Source organism: Dolichospermum heterosporum TAC447 (assembly GCF_024584745.1).
Taxonomy (GTDB): Bacteria; Cyanobacteriota; Cyanobacteriia; order Cyanobacteriales; family Nostocaceae; genus Dolichospermum; species Dolichospermum heterosporum.
Map to the genome: position 1 here is coordinate 4,796,071 of NZ_CP099464.1, position 24,787 is coordinate 4,820,857.

30 protein-coding genes are annotated in these 24,787 nt (G+C 39.1%); 10 read left to right on the forward strand and 20 right to left on the reverse strand.

What is annotated here, in order from left to right; all coding sequences use genetic code 11:
* Nucleotides 1-17: 17 nt before the first annotated feature.
* From NG743_RS21755 to NG743_RS21780, 6 genes are read right to left on the reverse strand one after another with little or no spacing between them, the layout of a single operon-like run.
* Complete coding sequence (locus NG743_RS21755; protein WP_039204228.1) at nucleotides 18-380, reverse strand: aspartyl protease; 363 nt, start codon at nucleotides 378-380, stop codon at nucleotides 18-20.
* A complete protein-coding gene (locus NG743_RS21760) occupies nucleotides 377-694 on the reverse strand; it encodes a hypothetical protein (protein WP_039204226.1) in 318 nt (105 codons plus the stop codon). Before NG743_RS21760 ends, NG743_RS21755 begins: the two co-directional genes overlap by 4 nt.
* Before the next feature lie 43 nt (nucleotides 695-737).
* Nucleotides 738-1,100: an aspartyl protease gene (locus tag NG743_RS21765; protein ID WP_257120877.1), complete on the reverse strand. Its 363-nt coding sequence runs from the start codon at nucleotides 1,098-1,100 to the stop codon at nucleotides 738-740.
* The gene (locus NG743_RS21770) at nucleotides 1,097-1,414 is read right to left on the reverse strand and encodes a hypothetical protein (protein ID WP_257120878.1); all 318 of its coding nucleotides are present in this window, start codon (nucleotides 1,412-1,414) and stop codon (nucleotides 1,097-1,099) included. Before NG743_RS21770 ends, NG743_RS21765 begins: the two co-directional genes overlap by 4 nt.
* Before the next feature lie 43 nt (nucleotides 1,415-1,457).
* The gene (locus NG743_RS21775; RefSeq protein ID WP_096670402.1) at nucleotides 1,458-1,820 is read right to left on the reverse strand and encodes an aspartyl protease; all 363 of its coding nucleotides are present in this window, start codon (nucleotides 1,818-1,820) and stop codon (nucleotides 1,458-1,460) included.
* Nucleotides 1,817-2,134: a type 2 periplasmic-binding domain-containing protein gene (locus NG743_RS21780; RefSeq protein WP_027401848.1), complete on the reverse strand. Its 318-nt coding sequence runs from the start codon at nucleotides 2,132-2,134 to the stop codon at nucleotides 1,817-1,819. The genes NG743_RS21775 and NG743_RS21780 overlap by 4 nt, the downstream gene beginning before the upstream one ends.
* A gap of 82 nt (nucleotides 2,135-2,216) precedes the next feature.
* Between NG743_RS21780 and NG743_RS21785 the strand changes: the two genes are divergently transcribed.
* Together NG743_RS21785 and NG743_RS21790 are read left to right on the forward strand one after the other, a co-directional pair.
* Nucleotides 2,217-2,801: an L-threonylcarbamoyladenylate synthase gene (locus NG743_RS21785; RefSeq protein ID WP_257120879.1), complete on the forward strand. Its 585-nt coding sequence runs from the start codon at nucleotides 2,217-2,219 to the stop codon at nucleotides 2,799-2,801.
* On the forward strand, nucleotides 2,791-3,699 hold the full coding sequence (locus NG743_RS21790) for a sensor histidine kinase (RefSeq protein WP_257120880.1): 909 nt from the start codon (nucleotides 2,791-2,793) through the stop codon (nucleotides 3,697-3,699). The genes NG743_RS21785 and NG743_RS21790 overlap by 11 nt, the downstream gene beginning before the upstream one ends.
* Here NG743_RS21790 and NG743_RS21795 read toward each other — a convergent pair.
* From NG743_RS21795 to sufB, 5 genes are all read right to left on the reverse strand, one after another.
* Nucleotides 3,665-4,129 (reverse strand): GNAT family N-acetyltransferase, encoded by a 465-nt coding sequence (locus tag NG743_RS21795; protein ID WP_027401845.1) that lies wholly within the window; start codon nucleotides 4,127-4,129, stop codon nucleotides 3,665-3,667. The two genes, NG743_RS21790 and NG743_RS21795, sit on opposite strands and share 35 nt — an antisense overlap.
* A 434-nt stretch (nucleotides 4,130-4,563) precedes the next feature.
* Complete coding sequence (locus NG743_RS21800) at nucleotides 4,564-5,829, reverse strand: cysteine desulfurase (protein ID WP_257120881.1); 1,266 nt, start codon at nucleotides 5,827-5,829, stop codon at nucleotides 4,564-4,566.
* Between the two features lie 262 nt (nucleotides 5,830-6,091).
* Nucleotides 6,092-7,441, reverse strand: coding sequence for a Fe-S cluster assembly protein SufD (sufD, locus tag NG743_RS21805; RefSeq protein WP_027401843.1), 1,350 nt, complete (start codon nucleotides 7,439-7,441; stop codon nucleotides 6,092-6,094).
* Entirely contained in the window at nucleotides 7,441-8,226 is a 786-nt protein-coding gene (gene sufC, locus NG743_RS21810) for a Fe-S cluster assembly ATPase SufC (protein ID WP_053538252.1), read from the reverse strand. Before sufC ends, sufD begins: the two co-directional genes overlap by 1 nt.
* Before the next feature lie 51 nt (nucleotides 8,227-8,277).
* Nucleotides 8,278-9,717 carry a Fe-S cluster assembly protein SufB gene (gene sufB, locus NG743_RS21815; RefSeq protein ID WP_027401841.1) on the reverse strand — a complete coding sequence of 480 codons (1,440 nt, stop codon included), beginning with the start codon at nucleotides 9,715-9,717 and terminating at the stop codon, nucleotides 8,278-8,280.
* 237 nt (nucleotides 9,718-9,954) lie between these two features.
* Here sufB and sufR point away from each other — a divergent pair, with 237 nt between their 5' ends.
* From sufR to NG743_RS21830, 3 genes are all read left to right on the forward strand, one after another.
* On the forward strand, nucleotides 9,955-10,626 hold the full coding sequence (gene sufR / locus NG743_RS21820; protein ID WP_027401840.1) for an iron-sulfur cluster biosynthesis transcriptional regulator SufR: 672 nt from the start codon (nucleotides 9,955-9,957) through the stop codon (nucleotides 10,624-10,626).
* A gap of 169 nt (nucleotides 10,627-10,795) precedes the next feature.
* The gene (locus tag NG743_RS21825; RefSeq protein ID WP_257120882.1) at nucleotides 10,796-11,341 is read left to right on the forward strand and encodes an AAA family ATPase; all 546 of its coding nucleotides are present in this window, start codon (nucleotides 10,796-10,798) and stop codon (nucleotides 11,339-11,341) included.
* Between the two features lie 71 nt (nucleotides 11,342-11,412).
* Nucleotides 11,413-11,589 carry a hypothetical protein gene (locus NG743_RS21830; protein ID WP_160170612.1) on the forward strand — a complete coding sequence of 59 codons (177 nt, stop codon included), beginning with the start codon at nucleotides 11,413-11,415 and terminating at the stop codon, nucleotides 11,587-11,589.
* A gap of 400 nt (nucleotides 11,590-11,989) precedes the next feature.
* On the opposite strand, the gene NG743_RS21835 is transcribed toward NG743_RS21830, so the two are convergent.
* From NG743_RS21835 to NG743_RS21855, 5 genes are all read right to left on the reverse strand, one after another.
* Complete coding sequence (locus NG743_RS21835) at nucleotides 11,990-12,730, reverse strand: D-Ala-D-Ala carboxypeptidase family metallohydrolase (protein WP_027401839.1); 741 nt, start codon at nucleotides 12,728-12,730, stop codon at nucleotides 11,990-11,992.
* 536 nt (nucleotides 12,731-13,266) lie between these two features.
* Complete coding sequence (locus NG743_RS21840) at nucleotides 13,267-13,764, reverse strand: type I restriction-modification enzyme R subunit C-terminal domain-containing protein (RefSeq protein ID WP_027401837.1); 498 nt, start codon at nucleotides 13,762-13,764, stop codon at nucleotides 13,267-13,269.
* Between the two features lie 91 nt (nucleotides 13,765-13,855).
* Nucleotides 13,856-14,281 carry an HNH endonuclease gene (locus NG743_RS21845; protein WP_027401836.1) on the reverse strand — a complete coding sequence of 142 codons (426 nt, stop codon included), beginning with the start codon at nucleotides 14,279-14,281 and terminating at the stop codon, nucleotides 13,856-13,858.
* On the reverse strand, nucleotides 14,278-14,634 hold the full coding sequence (locus tag NG743_RS21850; RefSeq protein WP_257120883.1) for a hypothetical protein: 357 nt from the start codon (nucleotides 14,632-14,634) through the stop codon (nucleotides 14,278-14,280). The genes NG743_RS21845 and NG743_RS21850 overlap by 4 nt, the downstream gene beginning before the upstream one ends.
* A 173-nt stretch (nucleotides 14,635-14,807) precedes the next feature.
* Nucleotides 14,808-15,251 (reverse strand): Uma2 family endonuclease, encoded by a 444-nt coding sequence (locus NG743_RS21855; RefSeq protein ID WP_080683846.1) that lies wholly within the window; start codon nucleotides 15,249-15,251, stop codon nucleotides 14,808-14,810.
* Between NG743_RS21855 and NG743_RS21860 the strand changes: the two genes are divergently transcribed.
* Complete coding sequence (locus NG743_RS21860) at nucleotides 15,232-15,612, forward strand: hypothetical protein (protein ID WP_228043705.1); 381 nt, start codon at nucleotides 15,232-15,234, stop codon at nucleotides 15,610-15,612. The genes NG743_RS21855 and NG743_RS21860 overlap by 20 nt on opposite strands.
* 57 nt (nucleotides 15,613-15,669) lie before the next feature.
* Here the strand turns inward: NG743_RS21860 and NG743_RS21865 are convergent, their stop codons facing one another.
* Entirely contained in the window at nucleotides 15,670-16,059 is a 390-nt protein-coding gene (locus tag NG743_RS21865) for a DUF4351 domain-containing protein (protein WP_228043704.1), read from the reverse strand.
* 225 nt (nucleotides 16,060-16,284) lie between these two features.
* Here NG743_RS21865 and dnaK point away from each other — a divergent pair, with 225 nt between their 5' ends.
* From dnaK to rsgA, 4 genes are all read left to right on the forward strand, one after another.
* A complete protein-coding gene (gene dnaK / locus NG743_RS21870; protein WP_257120884.1) occupies nucleotides 16,285-18,243 on the forward strand; it encodes a molecular chaperone DnaK in 1,959 nt (652 codons plus the stop codon).
* Between the two features lie 571 nt (nucleotides 18,244-18,814).
* Nucleotides 18,815-19,948, forward strand: coding sequence for a molecular chaperone DnaJ (dnaJ, locus tag NG743_RS21875; protein ID WP_027401833.1), 1,134 nt, complete (start codon nucleotides 18,815-18,817; stop codon nucleotides 19,946-19,948).
* Entirely contained in the window at nucleotides 19,945-20,202 is a 258-nt protein-coding gene (locus NG743_RS21880) for a sulfurtransferase TusA family protein (RefSeq protein WP_027401832.1), read from the forward strand. The genes dnaJ and NG743_RS21880 overlap by 4 nt, the downstream gene beginning before the upstream one ends.
* Entirely contained in the window at nucleotides 20,199-21,425 is a 1,227-nt protein-coding gene (gene rsgA, locus NG743_RS21885) for a small ribosomal subunit biogenesis GTPase RsgA (RefSeq protein ID WP_257120885.1), read from the forward strand. The genes NG743_RS21880 and rsgA overlap by 4 nt, the downstream gene beginning before the upstream one ends.
* Here the strand turns inward: rsgA and NG743_RS21890 are convergent.
* The 3 genes from NG743_RS21890 to NG743_RS21900 all read right to left on the reverse strand — a co-directional run bounded on the left by NG743_RS21890 (nucleotide 21,422) and on the right by NG743_RS21900 (nucleotide 24,777).
* Nucleotides 21,422-22,441, reverse strand: coding sequence for a D-alanine--D-alanine ligase family protein (locus NG743_RS21890; RefSeq protein WP_027401830.1), 1,020 nt, complete (start codon nucleotides 22,439-22,441; stop codon nucleotides 21,422-21,424). The two genes, rsgA and NG743_RS21890, sit on opposite strands and share 4 nt — an antisense overlap.
* A gap of 60 nt (nucleotides 22,442-22,501) precedes the next feature.
* Nucleotides 22,502-23,824, reverse strand: a complete 1,323-nt coding sequence (locus NG743_RS21895; RefSeq protein WP_257120886.1) for an ATP-grasp domain-containing protein — start codon at nucleotides 23,822-23,824, stop codon at nucleotides 22,502-22,504.
* 119 nt (nucleotides 23,825-23,943) lie between these two features.
* Entirely contained in the window at nucleotides 23,944-24,777 is an 834-nt protein-coding gene (locus tag NG743_RS21900; RefSeq protein ID WP_193963862.1) for an O-methyltransferase, read from the reverse strand.
* Nucleotides 24,778-24,787: the final 10 nt, after the last annotated feature.

Genomic DNA, 24,787 nt, shown 5'->3' on the forward strand with positions numbered 1-24,787 from the left:
TATTTCCCCAAAATCATTCATCCCAAAGTCAAAACACCAGCTTGAAAATTCACCACCAAAGGCAAAAACTCCAACCAGCGAGAACCCAATAAAATCTCCGTTAATTCATCTCCAGCATAAACAGGAATTTCATACTCTTGATCATCCAAAATCACTTTACCTAAATATAAATCAAAAGCTTTTTCTCCTTGGGCTGTGATCAATTCTTGTTCCCGAATAAACTGCCAATCTAGTGCTTCTAAATCTTGTTTATTAATTGCTAGAAAACCTGTAAAGCCAGTATCTAACATTGTCTCTACAGGTAAGTTTAAAGCATCAGCATTAATCAAATCAATTTCAAAAAATAGCTGCCCCCCATCACCAAAATAACCCTCTATCATATTCTCCCAACTGCTCCAATTTCATTCAACCGAAACATACAATGTACAGCATGAGGGTGTTTTTCTCGTGCTTGCTGACTAGCAACTTCTATATCTTTATCAACAAAATAATCACCGCTATCTGGTTCTACGGCAATATACCAATTATGATGTTCTTTGATCAATTCAGGACGTACACGCTCAAAAATTGCCCGACAACGTTTGTGAAATGCCTCATTTTCAGCTTTACGTCTAGCCAATTCTTCCGGTGATAAAGTCAGTTCAGGAAAAATTCTTCCTCTTCTTGCTGGTTGTTTTGGTGTTAATTGAGTCATGTTTTTAAACCCCATTTCTACTATGATAATAATATCAAAAAAATCATCCTAAAGTCAAAATACTCTGTTGAAAATTCACCACCAAAGGCAAAAACTCCAACCACTCTGAACCCAATAAAATTTCCGTTAATTCATCTCCAGCATAAACAGGAATTTCATACTCTTGGTTATCCAATATCACCTTACCCAAATATCTTTCAAACGTGATTTCACCCTGAGCAGTTCGCAGAATTTCTTTATCTACATAATCCCAATTAAGCCCATCTAAATCTTGTGTATTAATAGCCATAAAGCCTGTGAAACTACTATCAAATAAAGCATCCACAGGCAAACTTAAACCATCATTAGCAACCAACTCAATTTCAAAAAATAGCTGCTTTTTTTCACCAAATTTACCCTCTATCATATTCTCCCAGTTGCTCCAGATTCATTCAAACAAAAAACGCAATGATCAGCATTTGGGTATTTATCACGGGCTTTTTGATGTGCAATTTCTTTATCTTGATCGATTAAGTAATCACCACTATTTAACTCAATAGCAATATACCAACCATAATGTTCTTTGATCAATTCAGGACGTACACGCTCAAAAATTGTTCGATAACGTTGATACTCTGCCTCATTTTCAGCTTTACGTCTAGCCAACTCTTCCGGCGATAAGGTTAGTTCAGGGAAAACTCTTCCTCTTCTTGCTGGTTGTTTTGGTGTTAGTTGAGTCATGTTTTTAAACCCCATTTCTAATATTATAATAATATCAAAAAAATCATCCCAAAGTCAAAACACCAGCTTGAAAATTCACCACCAAAGGCAAAAACTCCAACCACGCTGAACCCAATAAAATTTCCGTTAATTCATCTCCAGCATAAACAGGAATTTCATCCTCTTGATTATCCAAAATCACTTTACCTGAATAGATATCAAATCTTGACTCTCCCTGTGCAGTGCGTAAACGTTGCTTGCGTATAAATGACCAATTCAATCCTTCTAAATCTTGTTTATTAATAGCCATAAAGCCTGTGAATCCAGTATCAAATAAAGCATCTACAGGCAGATTTAAGCCTTCAGCAGTAATTAATTCAATTTCAAAGAAAAGCTGCCCCTCATCACCAAAATAACCCTGTATCATATTCTTCCTGTTACCCCTGTTTCATTGATGCGAAATAGAAAATGTATCACATTAGGATGTTTCTCCCGTGATTTTTTACTAGCGACTTCCATATCCTGATCAATGAAATAATCACCGCTATCTGGTTCTACAGCAATATACGAGTTATAATGTTCTTTCATCAATTCAGGCAGTAATCTTTGAAAAATTGCCCAACAACGTTGATAAAATTGTTCATCTTCTGCTTTACGTTTAGCTAACTCTTCCGGCGATAAAGTCAATTCAGGGAAAATTCTTCCTCTTCTTGCTGGTTGTTTTGGTGTTAGTTGAGTCATGTTTTTAAACCCCATTTCTACTATGATAATAATAGCAAAAAAATTATCCCTAACTCAAAACACCAGCAGAAAAACCATCTTTATGAACCTTTCATTATCAGTCCTAATAGAATCTGCAAAAGCGGGAAAACTCATCAGTTTCCCTACAGATACCGTCCCTGCATTAGCCACCATACCAGTACAAGCAGAATTAATTTATGCTGCGAAACAACGTAGTTTCGATAAACCTTTAATTTTAATGGCTGCCAAAGCTGAAGATTTATGGGATTATGTTCAAGGTAGCCAAATAGAATATCAAACCTGGCAAAAAATTGTTAATCAATATTGGCCAGGTGCTTTAACTTTAGTTTTACCAGCTAGTGACAAAATTCCCACTGTCATGAATCCTCTTGAACCGACTACTATTGGGATTAGAGTTCCAAATCATCCAGTTGCTCAAATTATTTTGGCGCAAACTGGTCCAATGGCGACAACTAGCGCTAATTTATCAGGACAACCAGCTTTAGAAACCAAAGCAGCTATAGAAGCTCAATTTCCAGAGGTTTTAACATTAGAATCAACGGAATACCAAGGTTTGGGAATACCTTCCACCGTTGCTAAATGGACAGGGAACAATTGGCAGATTTTACGACAAGGTAGTATTAAATTAGATAATTATGGATTTTAGTAACTGGCTATATTTAGGCGCGGGAATAGGATTAGGAATAGGTTTTTGTAGATTATTCCTTCAGTCTAGCAAATCTGCATCCGTTCCCGTTGAAAATGCTCCACAACAGCAAGAAAACCCACTTTTGGCAGAATTAGAGCAAACCCAATTAGCCTACTATCAGGCGCGGGAAATGAGCCAATTTCAAGGGGGTTTTTTAGCTAGGATTGGTCATGAATTGCGATCGCCTTTAGGGAGTATGATGGGTTTACATCAACTGATTTTGGCAGATTTGTGTGAAAATTCCCAAGAAGAGCGAGAATTTGTCCAACAAGCTTACGAAAAATCTCTGAAATTATTAAAACTAATTGATGAAATTCTCAATGTTTCCAAAATTGAATCTGGTAGAAATAAATTAGATATTCAGGCTTTGCAATTAAGTGAATTTCTCCAGGAAGTTTATGAACTAACTTATTTACTAGCCGTTAACCGCAATTATCCTTTTATTTTATCACCGTCAGATCCAGAAATTCAGATTTTGACAGATTACCATTGGCTCAAACAAGTATTAATCAATTTGATAGATACAACAATTGCTAACATGGAAGAAGGGAATATACATCTTTCTAGCAACTTACAATCTCCAGATAATTGGGTCAATATTTGGTTAGACATACCCACTGATACAGTAATCACAAATGAATCTCTGCATTTGATGAAATCAGAACCGCAAACAACTCAGGAAAATATAGATTTATCACCAGGAATGAAACTTTTACTCAATCAACGTCTGGTAGAATTGATGGGAGGAAAATTAGAAATTTTGCCTTTTCCCACCAACCAGGAAGAAACATCGCAGTTAACTAGACTGCAAATATCCATACCTACAGGGACTCTTGCAAACAAATCTCTTCAGTGACAAAAGCCTCAAAATTAGATTGATTATCTAAAACCATTGTTGTGGTGTTATTGACTTGAAAACCAATCTTTTCATAAAACTCCTGTTGGTGCGTTGTCATTAAGTATACACGCTCTACCTTCTGCATTCGGGGATGACTTAAAACCGTTTCCACCAACTTGCTACCCAATCCGTTACCTTGATAATCTGGATGAATGACAACATCCCAAATTGTAGCGCGATAGATGCCATCAGAGGTGGCTCTAGCAAAACCAATTAATAATTCCCTATCCCAGATAGAAATAACAGGTTCACTGTTAGCAAGAGCTATACCCCAATCCTTAATACTACGTCCTTTTGCCCAAAAAGCAGCCAGATTAAACAGTTCTTGGAGTTGGAAAAGATCAATATCCGCAAGGCTTTGGCTAAATTGAATCTGAGAATATTTCATCTATAGACACCTAATTATCGGAGTATCTTAGCTTCTGTTATGGCATATTTTCCTAGAAATTACTAACTTTGTATATGTATATGCAACATTTTAACTAGGGTCAGGATTCAATACAATACTGCTAAGATTCCGCGGGTAGGGGTAAAGCAAAAGCTGATATGTGTTAATTTAAGCTCAAATCCCTACCACATCTCGTTCCTAGTCTCTGACTAGGAATGCAGTTGATGAGGCTCTGCCTCTAATATCATTGAAGGCAGAGCCTTCTAGAATTCATTCCCAGTCAGAGACTGGGAACGAGATGATGCAACTACCTTCGGGCAGAGGGAAAGTTAACGCTTGGGGAGAGAACCACCTCTGGCTTAAATACCGCAAGGGGTTTGAGTTAAGTGGACTCGTTGAACTAAGAATCTCAGTGGCTAAAGACAGTGAGAGTGTCAATCGCCAAACACACCAGCAAAAAAGTCCAAAGTCTCCTTCAATGCTTTGATGAAAATATCAATTTCCTCAAGAGTATTGTAAAAAGATAAACTTGCTCTTGCAGTTCCTGATAAACTCAAGTAACGGTGTAATGGTTGCGTACAATGGTGTCCAGAACGAATCGCTACACCTTCTTGATCTAACAAAGTTGCTAAATCATTAGCGTGGACACCCTCGGCTGTAAAAGCGGCTAATGCGGCTCTCCCTTCCCCTTGAGCATTGGGTTTTGGTCCGTAGATTCTAATTTGGGGTATTTGCCCTAGTTGCGCGAATAAATAGGCAGTTAATTCGGTTTCATAGGCATGGATTTTATCCATACCGATATTAGTAAGATAATCTATAGCTGCACCAAGGGCGATCGCCTCCCCAATAGCCGGAGTACCAGCTTCAAATTTATGGGGTAATTCTGCATAGGTGGAATGGTCTAAAAATACCTCTGCAATCATCTCACCACCACCGAAAAATGGCGGCATTGCTTCTAGTAGTTCCAGCTTACCATATAAAAAGCCAATGCCAGTGGGAGCGCACATTTTATGTCCAGAAGCCACCAACCAATCACAGTCAAGTGATTGAACATCAATGGGAGTATGGGGGACACTTTGGCAAGCATCAAGTAAGAATTTCGCACCGTATCTGTGAGCAATTTCGGCTATTTCTTTAACTGGATTTATGCAACCCAAAGTATTAGAAATATGCACAATAGACACCAGTTTTGTTTTGTCAGAAATCAAGTTTTTAAACTGTTCCAAATCAAAAGTTTCTGCCGGTGTTAATTCGACAAACTTCAAAACCGCGCCTGTTTTTTGAGCCACAAATTGCCAAGGAACAATATTACTATGGTGTTCCATGACCGAGAGAATAATTTCATCTCCTGGCTGTAAGTTGTTCATTCCCCAACTGTAAGCGACTAGGTTAATAGCTTCAGTTGCATTGCGAGTGTAAACAATTTCTTGACGTGATTTCGCATTAATAAACTTAGCAATCTTATCACGCGCACCTTCATAAGCATCAGTAGCCTTTCCGCTCAAGAAATGTGCGCCACGATGAACATTAGAATTATATTGTTCGTAATAATCACGCCAAGCATTTAAAACAGCGAAAGGCTTTTGAGAAGTAGCCGCATTATCGAGATAAACCAGGGGTTTACCGTGAACTTCCTGATGTAAAATGGGGAAGTCAGAGCGGACTTTATCAGCGAGAGATTTGGTAGAAGTGATAGTCATTTTTACAGCGATTTCCAATCATATAATGTACATCTTAGCCCCCTCATCGCTTGCGGGGAGGGGTTGGGGGTGGGGTTCTTGTTCCGGGTTTGATGACAATTTGCTGTAATAAAGATTTCAGGAGTTTTTAGGTTTAATTACACCGGGCGGTTAGAAACCGCAGCTACACAGGCGAAACCCACCTTCGTGGGTTCAATACCTTAATTTACATCTTGAGTCCGCGAAGGCGGACTTTGTTTGTATAGCCGCGATTTCTAATCGCCTATTTATTTGTGAGACTTGTAACAGTTTTCAACAAACTCTCACGCAAAGAAGCAACAGGAATAAAGTTAATAATTTCCATTGCGAAACCATTAACTAATAATTTCCGGGCATTATTTTCATCAATACCGCGACTTTGCAGGTAGAATATTTGATCATCCTCTAACTGACTGACAGTAGCACCATGAGCGCATTTAACATTATCAGCAGTGATTTCTAATTGAGGTTTGGTGTCAATTCTCGACTTAGACGATAACAACAAATTGCGATTTAATTGAGAAGCGTTAGTTAACTGCGCCGGTTTAGGAACAAAAATCTTACCATTGAAGACACCACGAGCGCGATCGCCTATAATGCACTTATGTAACTGTTTGCTCACACCATGTGGATGATTTAAAGACAAAGCACTGTGAGTATCAGCCAATTGATTATCAGCAATCACAGTTAAACCATTGAGCGTCGTTTCCGTTTGCTCACCAGTTTGCAAAATCTCCAAATTGTGACGTGATATTTTGCCACCAACCGTCACCGCATTACAATTATAACGACTATATCGCGCCTGAGTAACAGCAGTTTTCCCAACATGAAAAGCCGCTGCACCTTCCCGCACAACCCTATTATGACTCACCTGAGCATTTTCATTTACCCAGATTTCCGTTACCCCATTAGTAAAATACACTTCCTTCTCTGTGTTCTCCGTGTCTCTGTGGTTCGTATATTCCTCAATCAAACCCACCTGAGAATTACTTTCAGCTACCACTAAAACACGAGGTTGGGAAATAGTTGCAGACTCACCAGAAACAGAAACAAAAAGTAAATGAATAGGAGTTTCCACAACCACATTTTTAGCAACCCATACCACCGCGACATCATTTAGAGCCGCAGTATTTAAAGCCGTAAAAACTTCTTTAGCACCTTCAGCTTGCGCTAAATATTCCTGAACAACTTCACCAGGTAAAACATCCAAATTACCAACAATTAAGCCAGCAGGTAAATTTTCAGTATTAGATAAATCAGGTGAATAAACACCATTAATAAAAACTAACCGCCCAGAGACTTCAGGTAAAACAAAATCATCTTGTAGAGACAATTCATGAATTGTCTCTACATTATTAAAATCCACCTGTTTGAGAGGTGATAAATCAGTAAATCGCCATTCTTCCTCGCGGGTATTGGGGATAACAGAATGACGCACCCAATTAACAGCACCGTCGCGCAAATCCTGTAACCAACCATCTTGTTTTGTGGTAGTTACCCGACTTAACAAACCACTTAAAAAAGCATCTCTATCTAATAGATTTTGTTGTAGAGACGTTTCATGAAACGTCTCTACATTAATTGGAATAGACATTATACACCCACTCCCAAAGCTTCTTCTAGAACCCAATCATAACCGCGAGATTCCAACTCAAGAGCCAACTCCTTACCACCACTTCTAATAATTTGTCCCTGCGCCATAACGTGAACAAAATCAGGGACAATATAATCTAAAAGACGCTGATAGTGAGTAATCATAATCGTCGCATTTTCAGCATTAGTTAACTGATTAACACCATTAGCGACAATTTTCAGAGCATCAATATCCAAACCAGAATCAGTTTCATCCAAAATAGCTAATTTAGGTTCTAAAATCGCCATTTGCAGAATTTCATTCCGCTTCTTTTCCCCACCGGAGAAACCCTCATTCACACTGCGATTCAGAAAAGAAGAATTCATCTTCACAACATCCAGCTTTTCCTCAACCAAATCATCAAAATCGAAAGCGTCAACCTCTTCTAAACCTTGAGCCTTCCGACGAGAATTATAAGCCACCCGTAAAAAATCCAAATTACTCACACCAGGAATTTCCAGAGGATATTGAAAAGCTAAAAACACACCACTCCTAGCCCTGTCTGCGGCTTCCATATCCAAAAGATTTTGTCCTTGAAAAATCACCTCACCACCAGTAACAGTATAAGCTGGATGTCCCGCCAAAACCTTAGAAAACGTACTCTTCCCAGAACCATTTGGACCCATAATCGCGTGAACTTCCCCAGCGCGAACCTCCAAATTCAACCCCTTCAAAATCTGAGTTCCATCAACATCAGCCGTCAAATCCTTAACCGACAAAATCAAATCACTATTCTCAACAATCATCTTCTCTTCCTCTCTTTCTCTGCGTACTCTGTGCCTCTGTGGTTCGTTTTTTTAACCCACACTACCCTCTAGTTTCAGACTCAACAACTTATCAGCCTCAACAGCAAACTCCATAGGAAGCTGATTAAAAACATCCTTACAGAAACCGCTAATCATCATCGAAATAGCATCTTCCGAAGAAATACCCCGTTGAGCAAAAAAGAACAATTGATCTTCACCAATTTTAGAAGTAGAAGCCTCATGTTCCACCTTACCCGTATTATTCTGAACTTGAATATAAGGAAAAGTATTAGCTTGAGCATTATCACCAATTAACATCGAATCACATTGAGAATAATTTCTCGCGCCTTTTGCTGTAGGATTAATTTTCACCAAACCCCGGTAACTATTGCTAGATTTACCAGCAGAAATACCTTTAGAAATAATTGTACTGCGGGTGTTTTTCCCCACGTGAATCATCTTACTTCCAGTATCAGCTTGCTGCATATTATTTGTTAATGCAACCGAGTAAAATTCACCCACAGAATTATCACCAATTAAAACACAACTGGGATACTTCCAAGTAATCGCAGAACCTGTTTCTACTTGAGTCCAAGAAATCTTAGAATTCACACCTTGACACAAACCACGTTTAGTTACAAAGTTGTAAATTCCGCCTTTACCATTAACATCCCCAGCGTACCAGTTTTGCACAGTAGAATATTTAATTTCCGCATTATCTAAAGCTACCAATTCCACAACCGCCGCGTGTAATTGGTTGCTGTCGTACATTGGCGCAGTACAACCTTCTAAATAAGAAACATAACTTCCTTCTTCGGCGACAATTAAAGTCCGTTCAAATTGTCCTGTATCACCGGTATTGATGCGGAAATATGTAGATAATTCCATAGGACATTTTAGTCCCTTGGGAATATAGACGAAAGAGCCATCACTAAATACAGCCGCATTTAAAGCCGCAAAATAATTATCAGCAATGGGAACAACGCTACCCAAATATTTTTTAATTAACTCTGGGTGTTCTTGCAGTGCTTCCGAGAAAGAACAGAAAATTACACCGTCTTTAGCGAGTTTTTCTTTATATGTAGTAGCCACAGAAACACTATCAAAAATCGCATCAACAGCAACGTTACTTAATCGCTTTTGTTCATTTAAAGGAATACCTAATTTTGCAAAGGTTTCCAATAAAGTCGGATCAACTTCGTCTAAACTGTTGAGTTTAGCTTTCTTTTGTTTCGGTGCGGAATAATAAATAATATCCTGATAATTAATAGGCGGATATTGGACATGAGACCAAGTTGGTTCTGTCATTTTCAGCCATTGGTGATATGCGCGGAGGCGATATTCCAACATGAATTCCGGTTCATTCTTCTTGGCGGAAATCAGGCGAACAACATCTTCGCTTAACCCACGAGGGATAGTATCGGCTTCAATATCGGTAACAAAGCCGTACTTATAAGGTTGGTTGACTAAAGTGGTGACGGATGCGCTCATCGTTTCTCTTATGTTCTCTTTAAAGGACGGGCGACGGGTTGCACAAAGCTAATTCCCGTTTTGTGTTACCGATTCCTAACAGGACTGCTAGAATAGGTTTAACAGCTAAAACAACTCGGCTGTTGTTTAATCTATATTTCATTGTACGATAGATTAACAACAACAATGTTGTTTAAGTTAAATTTTCAGAAAAAAGTTTTTTATTTTGGGACGTTTGCGAAGCGTCTAGTAAAGAAGATGGCGACTACCCAGCAGACCTCAACTAAGCAGGATATCCTAGAGTATCTATTAAAACACTCAAAAGCAACGGCTGTTGAGTTGGCTAACTTTTTGGATGTGAGTCCCCAAGCGATTCGCCGTCATTTAAAGGATTTAGAGACGGATGAGCTAGTTATATATTCGGTATCAGCACAGCCGAGTATGGGCAGACCTCAGCACGTTTATCACTTGAGTCGGGGCGGAAGACAACACTTGCAAAAAAGCGTCAACCGCTTAAGTGATGGTTATGGCGAGTTTGCGGTTTCTCTCTTGGACACTTTAGCGGAAACTGTGGGACGTGACCAAGTAAAATCTATTTTACGGAAACAGTGGGAACGTAAAGCTCAAGAATATCGGGAAAAAGTGGGTACTGGTTCTTTACAGGAACGAGTCGCAACTTTGATAGAATTGCGAAAAGCTGAAGGTTTTATGGCGGAGTTTCACGCTGTGGAATCAGATGCTAGTGGTGCGGAAAGATTCATTTTTGTGGAACATACCTGCGCTATTTCTGATGTTGCGGAATCTTTTCCCAGCGTTTGTGGTCATGAATTGGAAATGTTTGCGGCTATTCTCCCAGATTGTACTGTGGAACGGACTCACTGGTTGATTCATGGTGAACATCGTTGTGGTTATTTGGTGGAAAAAAGTTAGGTGGTTGGGTGGAAGTAATTGAACGCAGATAAACGCGGATAGACGCAGATAAGGAAGTCCGTTATTTTTGTTGTGGATGTGGGATGACAATAGATGATTTTACAATTAATTGATCAGGGTTTAACATTGCTAAATATATATTGAAGAGTATACTGAAAAGCAAATTAATATGAAAGTTCAAAACGTTAAGCTAAAACATTTTAAGAAATTTCGAGATCAGGAGTTAGATTTTACTGATCCTGAAACAGGTTTAGCAGAAGATTTAATTGTTCTGATTGGTGTAAATGGTGCTGGAAAAACCAGTATTTTACAAGCTATTGCATCCACATTAGGTACAGCTACAGAAAGATTAAACAAACCTGCTGATTTAGATTGGCCAGGATTTAACTATGAATTATTAGGTAGTAATTGGCGTGGCTCTCCCACCAATGTCACTATTAATGTACATTTTTCTAAATCAGAACTGCAAGCTATCAGTGAATTTCACCAAAAATTACGGGAAATGGGACGTGATTTACCAGTTTCTCCTGCTCAAAAATATCTTGTTACTTTAAAATGGCAAGGTGAAGATGTAAGAGCAAATAGCGCAGCAGAATTATTTCAATTTAAAGGACGAGAATATGCTAAACAATGTTTTGACTTTGTTGGCAATTCCGTTAATGGACATATCAGTTCAGGCACAGATACAGTTTCAGAAACTTACGTGACGCAGTAAGTAATGCAGTAATGCAGTAATTAAGATTGAGTTAGTACCAATTTAAAACAATTTAAAACAGGAGAGGCACTATGGCGAGAAAGTCTAAGGATTTTAAAGATTTGATGAAACAAGGGCAGAGTTCCCAAGATAAGCAGAAAAACCTGGAAGCACTGAGAAAGAAGATGGAAGAGGGGGGATTTGGGGAATTGGCTGCAAATATACCCATAGAACCCCTGTTTGATTTGTCGGGGTTTGAGAATCGTTAAGTTTTATTGGGGATTAGCTAGTAGGAACTTTAGAGCGATAGCGAAGCGCTGCTGCAAGCAGTTCGCTTATGACAAAGTTTCTATCCCATTGTGGGTAATAAATAATGAGATTACAGCGATCGCTTCATTAAAAGTTTCTATCCCCTTGTGGGTAATAAATAATTAGATTGCAGAAGGCGATCGCTTATGACAAAGTTTTTATTCTCTTGCGAGTAATAAATAATCAGATTACAGCGATCGCCAAGCGCTGCTGCAAGCAGTTCGCTTATGACAAAGTTTCCATTCCTTTGCGGGGAAGATGTAATGTCAACATATTATAGGTTAAGTATTAAACAGAGCCAAACAGAAAAACCCTTTGAATATTATATTCAGAGGGTTTTTTATTCTGTTTTAGTTATACTTAATAGGCAAAAATTACTCGATTACCCGGTCGAGTGTCCACGTGAAAAAATCCTTTGTTTTTTCCCATAAATACAGCGTCTCCCAATCCGGTAAAGTCAGATATCTTCAAGACTTCCCATAACCTCTTAAAATCCTTATTCAAAGGTACTATATCCAGGGCGCGGAAATATAAATGCTGACTATTTTTAGCACCACCCACAGACCTATTTACGCTTGGTGGGCGATATCCTGAAGTGATTGTCATAGGCGACCCAAATTTATCACGCACTTCACCCCAAGTTCTAGCTAGTTTAATTGCGTTTGCAACATATTCAGAACTTGTGGGAATACGAGTACAATTTTTAGTAGCTTCGCCCCAAGTCAAAGGAATACCTTCAACAATATATTGATTTGCGTAAACTATCTCTCCTCCCGGTAGCTTCATAAATGCCCCAGTTTTAGACCCTGCTGCTTTATTTAACACGGGAAGGGCTAAACTGTCTTCATATCCAGAATCTTCATTATCCACGAGTTTTAGCAACTCTTTAGCTGTAGTTACACCCAAACCAAGAGGATATTGTAAATTATTGTCTTCCTTAAACTCAATAAAAGCTTGCTTTGTTAATTCACCAACAATCCCATCAGCCTCGATATTTAACAGTTTTTGAATGTGTATAACTAGACTAGGATTTGCCTCTGTGATTAAAATCGCAGGTGAGTTTAATTTAATAAAGTCCTGGAGTGTTTTAATTTCTGTCATGAATGTTTTATGTAGTGTATTGTGGGCGGAGGAAAATCAAAATATATTTCGTTTTTTGAAATGGCTAAAACTCAACGACAATAACCCATCGAGGTGAATTTACATATCGTTACACATTTTGGTTATTTCACGTCCACCTACTTAAGTATATCAATAAGAGGAATTACTAATGCAGTATATCGCCAGTTTTAGTAGAGGAACTGGCGGAACTGGCTCAAAAACAGGCAGTACACACATTGTCAACCCTGAAAACAATAGAAAGACTGTTTTTGGTCAAACTATTATGTTTCCATCCCCTTGCGGGGAAGATGTAATGTCAACAGCAGATGATTTGATGGGAGCGATAGCGAAGCGCGACCTAGGAATCGCGCAAAGTACCCGCAGTAGGCATTGCCTGGAAAATCTACAAAAATTGCCCCTAGTAACGCGCCCATTTCCCTCAAATTACACGAAATGGCACTTTCGTTGAATGAAAACAATGGGATATAAGTCCTGTTCTTTAATAAGAGCGAAAATTTTCTCTCTCATTAAATCGCTTATGCGACTGCCCTGCCATAAACTTCTTCCAGTAGACAAATCAATTCATCTACTTGGGAGGAGGTAAATAATTCATCGGGTCCCTGTGGTGTAATGTCAGTAAATGGAGATTCATGGAGAAGTGCAGCATCCATGACACCATGTTCTGTGAGGTAGTCAATGATCATATTCACAAACTCTATCTGATTAGCATTAAGCTTTTTGTCAGATATAAAACGAGCTAATTCCTGTTTGGCTACTTCCCTATCAAGTCCTACTAGAAAACGAACAAATAAGCCTAATCCTTGTGACTCTTCTTTAGCGCGGATAATATCTTCAGTTTCCCCGATACCACTTTCTGCTAATATGCTTTCTAGTTCTGATAAATCTGATGGAGTTAGTTGTTTATTAGTTCTCAGTTTGAAAATAACTATATTATCCTGATGCGATCGCAAAAACGCCCGTGCTTTAGCGCGAAACTTTTCAAAATTATCAGATGATGTCAATACTATTGCCAATTTTCCAAAATATGTCTGAAACCCAAGAAAATCGTGACGATATCAATAGGGTTTCAGGGCTTTGGCAATAGTATTGAGCATATTCTCTAATTCATTCATTTTTATTTGATTCCAATTGAGCAATTATCTTACGCACAGGCAGATACTCCACACGATTCACCCGCAATAACTTAACAGTCACCCGCCCAATTGGCGTTAAAGGCTGAATCATACCGCTTTCTACATCAAACAAAAAATGTTCACCCCAATTATCCTTTCTCGGATGATAAAGTCTCACCGTCTCACCAGATTCTGGGTCAATTGAAGCAATATCACTACCTTTAGCCTGATTACATAACGAACAGGACAGTGCCAAATTTTCTAACACCGTTGCACCATCATGTTTTTCTGCAATCACATGATCAATCTGATGAGTAGCCAAAACCAACATCTCTGGAATTAGACAATACTCGCAACACCCCTGAGCGCGTTCAAATACAATTTGTCGGAAATTAGTAGGAATATAAGTTTCACTCATGCACCTTGTTGTAACTTGAGCAAAGCTTGAGCCTTAGCAAGACGTACCAAATGCTCAATAAACTCATAATGTTGCCACAGACACAGATCCCTTTCATCTAAACCTTGATGACGATTTTTGTCTAAAAGAGATTCAATTTCAGCCTGAAGCTGATGAGAAAGACGGAGAGTTAAAATTTCTTGAGGAGATGGTAACTTTGCCAAAAACTCTAAAACTTCAGTTAGTCCAGAAAAACCCGTCCCCGGATTAGCACTAATTTCTCGCAATCCTAAAGCCAAAATTTGGGGTAAATCTTCCTTGCGAGATTCTAAATTTCGCGCCATTTCATCAGGTATGTCTAAAGTAATTTGCATAATTTTTTGCTCTTCGGTAATATACATTATATATAAATAGCCTCAGCTAAAACACGCTCACGAATCCGGGGTTTAAGCCCGTTCTTAGTAACAACATCCACCTTCAAGCCAAACATTTGCTGGCAAAAGAAAAATTTTATCTGTGTTCATCTGCGTTTATCTGCGTTCGTATTTTATCCTTGTAAAACCTCAGCCACAGTTAACTTCAAATCACTAAACAACGGCGAACAAATCACCTCATCCCTTGTAAAAACTCGCTCATCATAAAAACCCTCCACCCACTCCAAAACCGTCACCTTTTGCCCCATCGGATCAACAATCCAATACTCAGCAATTCCCCGCGCTGCATATTCAGAACGCTTGTAACGATAATCTCGATTTTCCTGATTTGGACTCACCACCTCAACCACCAACAAAGGGGGCGGCATATCCATTAAAATTAAAGAGCGTGTAGCATTTTGCATCACCTGTGCTAACTCTTCAGAAAATACCACTAAATCAGGAACACGCACCCCCACCATGCGACTATTTACAGCTATTTCTGTTTTCATACTCAAGCGGTGATAGGGAATACCTAATTGAGAAAAATAGAGGTGCTTGGGTGTTAAAGATGCCATACCACCACGTACAGTAGACAGGATAAAGTTTCAAGAAGATGTAGCAGCATTATTTAATCTATTTCCCGGAGAACCGCAAGAGATTCCCCTTGAAGTTGCCCAAGGGATGATATTTAGTGCTTGTGAATACGCTCTAAGCTTAGGATTTCAACCACACAAAGACTTTGAAAAATCACGAGCGCACATTGGAGAATGGGATGGAACAATACGTATTGAATGTGGTCGCAATGGAAACCCATTTTATGTCAGCGGTCCCCACGATAACCCCACAAAAATTATGGAAATATTGAAGAAAAGCAGGGGTGAAGGTAATTTTGATTTTATGCTTGGTTCAGACCCTGTTGAAGATGATTTTTGGTAAACCCAATCCTTGTAATCTTGGCAAGTATGATATCAAATGACAAGTGACAAGCAATAATCATTCTTGTTGTTTTAACCAAACTTCCAAATCTGCTATTGTTGCAAAATCAAATAAAACATTTCTCATGGCTTCTAATTTTGGTAAAGATAATACCTGAATTTCGGCTATTAGTGATGAATTAACGTCACCAAAGCGATAATTGAGAAAACTGGTAATCCATTTGACAGCTTCTTCTTTTTTACCTTTTTGTAAAATATCCTGATAAATGACTGACTCTTGCATAATATCCTCCCGTAAAAATTGACGAACTAAATCTTTTTCAAATTTCAAGCCCGCTAAAATCTCTGTACACCCTGCTATATTTTGTCTTTCTTCCCTATTAGGAATATTAGCAATTTTTTCAGCAACCTGCTTTAGTAATGTAGATGGTGAATTGGTGCGGGTCAACGAGATACCTGTACCAATTGAAGTCTCTGAAATTTAGGAGCCTCAAACTAGAATCATCAATCATGAATGCCAATGTAATAGTAATTTTTTAAAACGGTAGCATCTGTGTAAGCGATCGCTTATAATGTGTTTTAAATAAAGGTTGCATAAATTCATTGCCTGTAGCTAAGACACAACCACTTGTGAGTAATTACGGCAGAGCATCTTACTAAAAATAATTCAAGTATGGGAAAAGTTATTGGGATTGACTTAGGGACTACAAATAGTTGTGTCGCTGTTTTGGAAGCTGGGCAACCAAAAGTAATTGCCAACTCCGAAGGTGGACGTACTACCCCTAGTATCGTAGCCTTTGGTAAAGCTAACGATCGCTTAGTCGGACAACTAGCCAAGCGACAAGCTGTAACCAATGCCGAAAACACAGTCTACAGTATCAAGAGATTTATCGGTCGTCGCTGGGAAGACACAGAATTAGAGCGCGGTCGTGTCCCTTATAATTGTATCAAAGGCAGGGATAACACCGTTGATGTCCAAATTCGCGCCCAAAACTACACACCCCAAGAAATATCCGCTATGGTCTTGAAAAAACTCAAGCAAGACGCGGAAAATTTCCTGGGGGACGAAGTAACAAAAGCCATAATTACCGTACCAGCATATTTTACAGATGCTCAAAGACAAGCCACAAAAGATGCAGGTACTATTGCTGGGCTAGAAGTATTAAGAATTATCAACGAACCCACCGCCGCCGCCCTAGCCTTCGGTTTAGACAAACAAGATCAAGAACAATTAATCCTAGTATTTGACTTAGGCGGAGGCACATTTGACGTATCTATCCTCCAACTAGGAGATGGAGTTTTTGAAGTTAAAGCCACCTGTGGTAATAATCATCTCGGCGGAGACGACTTTGATAATGCCATTGTCTGCTGGATGGTGGAGCGATTCCTGGCAGAAGAGAAGATAGACATTACCCAAGACAAAATGGCACTCCAACGCCTGCGAGAAGCCGCGGAAAAAGCCAAAGTCGAACTATCCAGCCTGGTTGTTACCTCCATTAACCTGCCATTTATCACGGCTGATGCCAGCGGACCCAAACATCTGGAAATGGAACTCAGCCGGTCCCAATTTGAAGAACTCACAGGGAGTTTAATCGAGGGGACAATCGCCCCCATAATGCAAGCTCTCAAAGATGCAGAAGTCAAACCACAGAATATAGATAAGATTATTCTAGTCGGGGGTTCTACCCGCATTCCTGCTGTTCAAAACGCCCTGATTAAATTTTTCAATGGTAAAACCCCAGATCATTCCGTCAACCCTGATGAAGCCGTAGCCTTGGGTGCAGCTATCCAAGCTGGGGTTTTGGCAGGGGAATTAGACACCCTGTTACTTTTAGATGTCACACCTTTATCTTTAGGGATTGAAACACTAGGAGAAGTATTCACCAAAATTATTGACCGGAATACCACCATACCCACCAGCAAAGCTCAAATATTTTCTACAGCCGTTGATGGTCAAAACTCCGTAGAAGTTCATGTCCTCCAAGGAGAACGCGCTATGGCTAAAGATAACAAAAGTCTGGGCAAATTTCTCCTCAGTGGCATTCCCCCTGCTCCTCGCGGCGTTCCCCAAATTGAAGTCGCTTTTGAAATTGATGTGAATGGCATCCTCAAAGTTGCGGCGCAAGATAAAGGTACGGGTGGAGAACAGAGCATCCGCATTACAAGTACAGGCGGTTTAAGCAACAACGAAATTGAGCAAATGCGGAAACAAGCTGAATTATTCGCCGAGGAAGATCAAAGACGTAAAGAACTGGTAGCACTCAAAAACCAAGCTAATAATCTTTTGTTCACCTATAATTCAACATTACGGGATAATCCAGACTTGGTCAGTGAGCAATTGATGGCTGTGGCTAATCAGAAAGTTGAACAACTACAAGCCGCAATGAACAACTCCAATCTGTCCCCAGGGAAGTTTAAAACACTTTTAGAGGATTTCCAACAAACTATCTTTGCTATTGGTACAGATGTTTACAACCAGGCTAGTGAGGAACATTCTAAATCAGAAGATGTCACGCAAATCAATCTCACAGAAGAATATCATTCTTCCTTACCCAATACACAAATACCACAATTCAACGTTGACTTAGATGAAGAAAATAACTCACAAGTTGATTATGAGACCATAGACTAGTACCGCAAGGCGGAAGTCAAAAGTCAAAAGTCAAAAGTCAAAATGAAGACAGTATAGGCTTTTGGAGGATTTAGAATGGTTCATTCACTTACGCCACAGCGTAATAGAAATTTACCATGCCAAATATTTGCTTAACACAGGCATACCATATACCTAGCCAAAAGTATAGGTTGGGTTTTCCACATTTAATAGTACGGCTAGTACCTATAATCAATAGGTGGGTTTTCCACACTTCAATAGCACAATAATATAGCAGGAACGATTTAATGTAATTTGTCTTTACGAACAGCGGAAAAATCCCAGACAAAACCCTGGTCTAGGAAAAATAAGGACAGATTTACTCTTTTTTAGACGCTTAAGCAACCACTTTAAACATACCCTATGATCATTATTGTGGACACTAATGCCAAGAAAATAATAATTATTAACAAAAATTAAAAAAGAGCATGACTAACGCTAATCCCCGCTATTTGCACTCCTAAAAGTCTGTATTCTTGTTAAAGTGTTACCTTGAACCTATTAGCTAGTATTTTCTGTAATTCTGCTTCCTTCTAAATTTTAACCTTGCTATATGGCCCGAGACTATTATGAAACCCTGGGTGTCTCTCGTGACGCCGAGAAAGAAGAGATTAAACAGGCTTATCGCCGCCTAGCCCGAAAGTATCACCCAGATGTAAATAAAGAATCTGGGGCAGAGGAACGATTTAAGGAAATTAACCGCGCCTACGAAGTCCTGTCTGAACCAGAAGTTCGCGCCCGTTATGACCGCTTTGGTGAAGCAGGTGTTTCTGGCGCGGCTGCGGCTGGTCCTGGTTTCCAGGATATGGGTGACATGGGTGGTTTTGCCGATATCTTTGAGAGCATTTTCAGCGGCTTTGCTCCAGGTGGACAACCCCAACAAAGACGGCGGAGCGGACCAGTACGGGGCGATGATCTGCGCTTAGACCTGAAATTAGATTTTCGGGAAGCGGTATTTGGTGGAGAAAAGGAAATTCGGATTTCCCATTTAGAAACCTGTGAAGTTTGTACTGGTTCTGGAGCTAAATCAGGAACTCGCCCCCGGACTTGTAGCACCTGTAGCGGTTCAGGTCAAGTTAGACGGGTAACGAGAACTCCTTTTGGTAGCTTTACCCAAGTATCAACTTGTCCCACCTGTGATGGCACAGGAACAGTGGTGGAAGATAAGTGTAATGCTTGTGATGGTAAGGGCGCAAATCAGGTTACAAAGAAACTGAAAATTAATGTTCCCGCCGGTGTGGACAATGGCACAAGACTACGGATTTCCCAAGAAGGAGATGCGGGTCAACGGAATGGTCCTCCAGGTGATTTATACGTTTACTTGTTTGTCAATGAAGATGAAGAATTTCATCGTGAGGGCATTAATGTTAGCTCGGAAATTAAAATTAGCTACTTACAAGCGATTTTAGGTTGCCGATTGGAGGTAAATACGGTAGATGGACCTGTGGAGTTAATTATTCCCTCTGGAACTCAACCGAATACAATCATGAAATTAGAAAATCGTGGTGTTCCCCGTCTGGGTAATCCTGTGAGTCGTGGTGATCATCTGTTGACGGTGTTAATTGATATTCCCACGAAGATCATCCCAGAGGAACGAGAACTACTGGAGAAGTTGGCTAAAATTAAGGGAGACAGAACTGGTAAGGGTGGTTTAGAAGGTTTCTTAGGAGGCTTGTTTAAGTCATGATTGGGTCTTCTGTATTCACCCCTGATGCTCAACTCGATTTACGTGGTACTCCTTGCCCGATTAATTTTGTGCGGACAAAATTATTTCTGGAAAAGATGCCTCCTGGCGATTTGTTGGAAGTCTGGTTAGATCCGGGTGAACCGATAGAACAAGTTCCTGATAGTCTGACAATGGCTGGTTATCAAGTGGAACAAATTACAGATTGTACTGGCTATTTTTCCCTGGTTATCCGTCGTCCGGTTACTGTGGCATGACAGGGGAAAATATTTCTACTAAACAGTTATTGGGTACGGTTGTAGCTGTACAGGCGAATTTTTATCGAGTGCAGATGGATGAAGTAGAAGGAGTCAGCACTTCGGCTTCGCTCAGTGAACAGTCAGGAGTTCAGGAGTTCAGGAGTTCAGAAATAATAGAAAGTTCTTCCTCCCCTTCTTCGCTGTCACCTGTTCCCTGTCACCTGTCACCTTCTTCCCCTTCTTCGCTGTCACCTGTTCCCTGTCACCTGTCACCTTCTTCCCCTATCCTCCTCTGTACAAGAAGAACGCGCTTAAAAAAGATTGGTCAGCAGGTGATGGTGGGCGATCGCGTGATTGTGGAAGAACCAGATTGGGCAGGGGGACGGGGGGCTGTGGGTGAGGTTTTACCGCGTCATAGTCTATTGAATCGCCCAGCGATCGCTAATGTCAATCAAATTCTCCTGGTTTTTGCGGTTGCAGACCCGCCTTTAGAACCTATTCAATTGAGTAGATTTTTAATTAAGGCTGAGTCTACAGGAGTTGATGTGCTGTTATGTTTGAATAAATGTGATTTAGTCTCTTTAGAAGAAAAACAGCAAATTAGCGATCGCTTACTGGCTTGGGGTTATCAACCTTTATTTATTAGCGTTCAAAACAACATTAATATTAACCAAATAGCCACATATTTGCAGGATAAAATTACTGTGATTGCTGGTCCTTCTGGTGTGGGAAAATCCAGCTTGATTAATAGTTTGATTCCCGATATCAACCTGCGGGTGGGGGAAGTTTCCGGTAAATTAGCCCGTGGTCGCCATACTACCCGTCATGTAGAATTATTTGAAATGCCTACAGGTGGATTATTAGCAGATACTCCTGGTTTTAATCAGCCAGATTTAGATTGTAGTCCCGAAGAATTAATTCACTATTTCCCAGAAGCAAGAAAACGCCTAGCTGCGGCTCATTGTCGCTTTAGTGATTGTATCCATAAAGATGAGCCAAACTGTGCTGTGAGTGGTGACTGGGAACGATATCAGCATTATTTAGAATTTCTGGATGATGCGATCGCTTATCAAAGCCATATTAACCAACAAGCTGACCCGGAATCAAGTCTGAAATTAATATCTAAAGGCAAAGGTCAAAGTCAGTACGAACCCAAACTAGAAAGTAAAAAATACCGCCGAATTTCCCGCAAAACCCAATTACAAGACTTACAAGAGTTATATCGAGAAAGTGAGGATTAACCCAATGTTTCATTAATAGCAGTTATTAATAACTCATTCAGGGGAATTCCTGCGGCTTTGGCCATAGAAGAAATCACACTTTTAGGAGCAAAAGAACAATACAAACCAGCTTCTAAAAACCAAGGTTCTCCGTTTGGATCAATGCGAAAATCAAATAAACTATAATGACGACAACCTAAAGCTTGATGACATTTTTTAGCCACTTCCTGAACCTTTTGGGTGATGGGGTCATGAGTATCTACAATCCAAGATTTTATATTATCTTTAGCTGTAAAATATAAGTTACCATCATCTCCCTGTTGGAGTTTATCAGCATAGTTGCGGATGGGTTTGTGAGAGGTTACTAAATATTCTTCTAGTGGTAAACCTACTAACTCACCATTTTTAACAATTATTCCACATCTGACTTCTCTACCAAGTTCGATGTATTCTTCTACAATCACTTCCTCTGCATATGCAAACGCCGTCTTTAAAGCAGCTTCGTATTCAGTAGCGTCTTTAACTAAAGCTACTCCTAAAGAATTATCAGAACTTACAGGTTTAACAACTGCTGGAGGTTTAATTGTATAAACGTCTCCAGGACGCAGAAGTTCTCCACGAGGAACTTTTACCCCTGCTGCGGCGACAATGGCTTTTGTTCTGGCTTTGTGTGCCGTTATAGCCATGATATCTGGAGTATTACCTATGTAAGAAATATTCAGCAGATCCAATAGAGAGCGGTAGTGAGTCATTCCCGGAATACAAAACATTTGTGGTAATACCAAATCAATGTTTCGCGCTGTTAGAAACTCTATAGCTTTAAATAGAGACATAGGTTTTGTGATAGCAATATCTTCTGAACTTAGAGAAGGGGGAAATCTCCACAAAAGATCAGGTGTAATGTATGCAATTTCAAAATCATAGAGGGATTGATTTGCTATTCCTGTTAAACAATCTTGAGCGTAAAGACGCGATAAATTACAGTAAAAATCATTGTGTGCTGATCCAACTAAATGAAGAATACGCAGTTTTGACATAATTTATTTTCCTCTCTCATCTCTAATTATGATCTTCAGCCTGAATTTTGTTTAAAATTACTAGTCACCACCAATTTCTACTAACTTACCAATATTAAAATCTATTTTTACCCAACCTTTCAATTTTAATAGATTTTGGAGTAATAATAAAGTAATTTGCCAATGATGAACCATCAAAAATGGTAAAGGATCATCTCCTTGAAAAATAGCATCTGTACCTTCAGTAATTTTATTTATCCATGCTTTGAATTGACTAAAAGAACGAATTTCTGTAAATCTCCAAAGTTCATGATATAACCAATAAGTTGGTTTACTTGTTGCTAAAGGTTCTATATGTAGTTCATTTTCACTTAAATAAGCATTTGCTAACCCTGGATGATTATAAAACATAGTAATTGCGGTGTGAGTGCGGGGGTTACACTCAATCGGGTAAACTTTACCGTCTGTTGTTTGAATAAAATCAAAAGAAATTTGTCCGGTTAAGTTTAATGATTTGACAAAATGTTTAACCCATTGAAATATTTCTGGGTTATCAATTTGTTCATAATTAATTTGAAAAGGAGAAGATTTAGAACAACAATGTAAACGAATTTCTCCATTTCTAACGGTGCTGTGAGTACAATATTCTTGTCCCTTGACAAATTCCTGCATTACCCAAGGTCTTTCTGCACTAATTGGTAAGCTTTTGATATATTCTTCCATTCCTTCAAATGGTAATTTTGTCATATCTAATCGAGTTACAGAATCATATTTAATGCTTTTGAGTAAGTAGCGACTATGATCTTTTGTAAAGTCAAAATTGAGGATTTGTGCTGGGGAAGTAATCAAAAATGCTTTTGGTGCTGTTAAACCTAAATTCCGCGCTTGATCACATAAACTAAATTTATCATCTAATATTTTGGTCATCTCAGAATCAAAATGAAATACTTCACAATGGGGAGATAAGATTGGTTTTGCTAAGGAATCATAATAACTTGCTACGGGACTAGAAACAGGAATAAATACATCTATATTTTCTGCTTTGACAATATTTAATAATCCTTGCAAATAGCCATTTGCATCTTTTTCTGGTGCGGGTACTGTAAAGAATTTTGTCACTGCGTTAGAAAATTGATGTCCTGATAACCAATATTTGTGAGTTTCTACCATAAATACTTTATGTCCAGCGCGATGAAAAGAACGCGCAAGTTGTAAAGATTTTGTCATTTTTCCTCCTGTTAAGAGGATGTTTTGAGGATTTTCACAAATAATCTTTTTCTGAAAAGGAAGGGTGAGGAAATTAATAATTAAGGAAATGAGGACAATAATTAAATTAATCGGTAAAATCAAAGAGAGTAAAAGCAAAGTTCCCAGAGTTTTAAATAGAGAAATAATCAAATTCATGATTTTCTGATAAATAGAATTATGTAGGTTGGGTTGACGTAAGGAAACCCAACATTTTATGACATTTGGATAAAATTTGTTGGGTTGTGCTGTCGCTTAACCCAGCCTACAATTTTGTGTTATTTACGTTTGATGATGGTTAAACCATCTCGTAATGGTAAAATAACCTGTTCAACTCTTGGATCTGCGGCTACAATTTGATTGAATTGGGCTATAGCTTCTCCGTTAGTTGTTCTCTTTGCTGAGACTAAATAAGGTTGTCCTTGGAGGAGGGTATTATCTACAAAAATAAAACCATTTTCAGCCAGGAGTCCGGTATTTAAAAGTAAGTTGAAGTAATCAACATACTCTTTTTTATCAGCGTCTATAAAGACTAAATCAAAAGTTTCTCCTGCATTTGCTAATTCTTGTAATGTTTGTAAAGCGGGAGCAACTTTAACTTTGATTTTACTACCGTGGAGAGAAGTTTGAAAACATTTTTTCGCAAACTCAGCTACATAATCATCCACTTCACAGGCAATAATATCACCATCTGCGGGTAATGCTTCCGCCATTGCTAAAGCCGAATATCCGGTAAACATTCCTATTTCTAGAATGCGTTTAGCTTTAGTCATGGACACAAACATTTTTAAAGTTTGTCCTTCAATGTGTCCAGAAAGCATTTCTTGTTCTAACTGACGGACTGTTTCTCCATCATCAAATCTTTGACTCCAATCTTCAGAAGCTGTTTTTTGTGCTAAAACTGCTAAAGCTGGAGATTCATTGGTTGTATGTTTATCCAAATAAGGATCAATTCCAGATGCTAAGTCATAGACTTTTTGTAAAGAAGCTGCAAGTTCAGGAGAAACATTTTCTTGCTTGGCTATGTTCAAAGTTGTTTCTAGTTCTTCAACTAAAATACCCAAGGGAGTAACAGGTCTAGGAGTAATTGATTTCACTAAAGTTTCAGTCATTTTTATTATT

Excerpts from the sequence above, each read along its gene's own strand:
- NG743_RS21755 (WP_039204228.1), bottom strand. The coding sequence starts at position 380 with ATGATAGAGGGTTATTTTGGTGATGGGGGGCAGCTATTTTTTGAAATT.
- NG743_RS21760 (WP_039204226.1), bottom strand. The coding sequence starts at position 694 with ATGACTCAATTAACACCAAAACAACCAGCAAGAAGAGGAAGAATTTTT.
- NG743_RS21765 (WP_257120877.1), bottom strand. The coding sequence starts at position 1,100 with ATGATAGAGGGTAAATTTGGTGAAAAAAAGCAGCTATTTTTTGAAATT.
- NG743_RS21770 (WP_257120878.1), bottom strand. The coding sequence starts at position 1,414 with ATGACTCAACTAACACCAAAACAACCAGCAAGAAGAGGAAGAGTTTTC.
- NG743_RS21775 (WP_096670402.1), bottom strand. The coding sequence starts at position 1,820 with ATGATACAGGGTTATTTTGGTGATGAGGGGCAGCTTTTCTTTGAAATT.
- NG743_RS21780 (WP_027401848.1), bottom strand. The coding sequence starts at position 2,134 with ATGACTCAACTAACACCAAAACAACCAGCAAGAAGAGGAAGAATTTTC.
- NG743_RS21785 (WP_257120879.1), top strand. The coding sequence starts at position 2,217 with ATGAACCTTTCATTATCAGTCCTAATAGAATCTGCAAAAGCGGGAAAA.
- NG743_RS21790 (WP_257120880.1), top strand. The coding sequence starts at position 2,791 with ATGGATTTTAGTAACTGGCTATATTTAGGCGCGGGAATAGGATTAGGA.
- NG743_RS21795 (WP_027401845.1), bottom strand. The coding sequence starts at position 4,129 with ATGAAATATTCTCAGATTCAATTTAGCCAAAGCCTTGCGGATATTGAT.
- NG743_RS21800 (WP_257120881.1), bottom strand. The coding sequence starts at position 5,829 with ATGACTATCACTTCTACCAAATCTCTCGCTGATAAAGTCCGCTCTGAC.
- sufD (WP_027401843.1), bottom strand. The coding sequence starts at position 7,441 with ATGTCTATTCCAATTAATGTAGAGACGTTTCATGAAACGTCTCTACAA.
- sufC (WP_053538252.1), bottom strand. The coding sequence starts at position 8,226 with ATGATTGTTGAGAATAGTGATTTGATTTTGTCGGTTAAGGATTTGACG.
- sufB (WP_027401841.1), bottom strand. The coding sequence starts at position 9,717 with ATGAGCGCATCCGTCACCACTTTAGTCAACCAACCTTATAAGTACGGC.
- sufR (WP_027401840.1), top strand. The coding sequence starts at position 9,955 with ATGGCGACTACCCAGCAGACCTCAACTAAGCAGGATATCCTAGAGTAT.
- NG743_RS21825 (WP_257120882.1), top strand. The coding sequence starts at position 10,796 with ATGAAAGTTCAAAACGTTAAGCTAAAACATTTTAAGAAATTTCGAGAT.
- NG743_RS21830 (WP_160170612.1), top strand. The coding sequence starts at position 11,413 with ATGGCGAGAAAGTCTAAGGATTTTAAAGATTTGATGAAACAAGGGCAG.
- NG743_RS21835 (WP_027401839.1), bottom strand. The coding sequence starts at position 12,730 with ATGACAGAAATTAAAACACTCCAGGACTTTATTAAATTAAACTCACCT.
- NG743_RS21845 (WP_027401836.1), bottom strand. The coding sequence starts at position 14,281 with ATGAGTGAAACTTATATTCCTACTAATTTCCGACAAATTGTATTTGAA.
- NG743_RS21850 (WP_257120883.1), bottom strand. The coding sequence starts at position 14,634 with ATGCAAATTACTTTAGACATACCTGATGAAATGGCGCGAAATTTAGAA.
- NG743_RS21855 (WP_080683846.1), bottom strand. The coding sequence starts at position 15,251 with ATGGCATCTTTAACACCCAAGCACCTCTATTTTTCTCAATTAGGTATT.
- dnaK (WP_257120884.1), top strand. The coding sequence starts at position 16,285 with ATGGGAAAAGTTATTGGGATTGACTTAGGGACTACAAATAGTTGTGTC.
- dnaJ (WP_027401833.1), top strand. The coding sequence starts at position 18,815 with ATGGCCCGAGACTATTATGAAACCCTGGGTGTCTCTCGTGACGCCGAG.
- NG743_RS21880 (WP_027401832.1), top strand. The coding sequence starts at position 19,945 with ATGATTGGGTCTTCTGTATTCACCCCTGATGCTCAACTCGATTTACGT.
- rsgA (WP_257120885.1), top strand. The coding sequence starts at position 20,199 with ATGACAGGGGAAAATATTTCTACTAAACAGTTATTGGGTACGGTTGTA.
- NG743_RS21890 (WP_027401830.1), bottom strand. The coding sequence starts at position 22,441 with ATGTCAAAACTGCGTATTCTTCATTTAGTTGGATCAGCACACAATGAT.
- NG743_RS21895 (WP_257120886.1), bottom strand. The coding sequence starts at position 23,824 with ATGAATTTGATTATTTCTCTATTTAAAACTCTGGGAACTTTGCTTTTA.
- NG743_RS21900 (WP_193963862.1), bottom strand. The coding sequence starts at position 24,777 with ATGACTGAAACTTTAGTGAAATCAATTACTCCTAGACCTGTTACTCCC.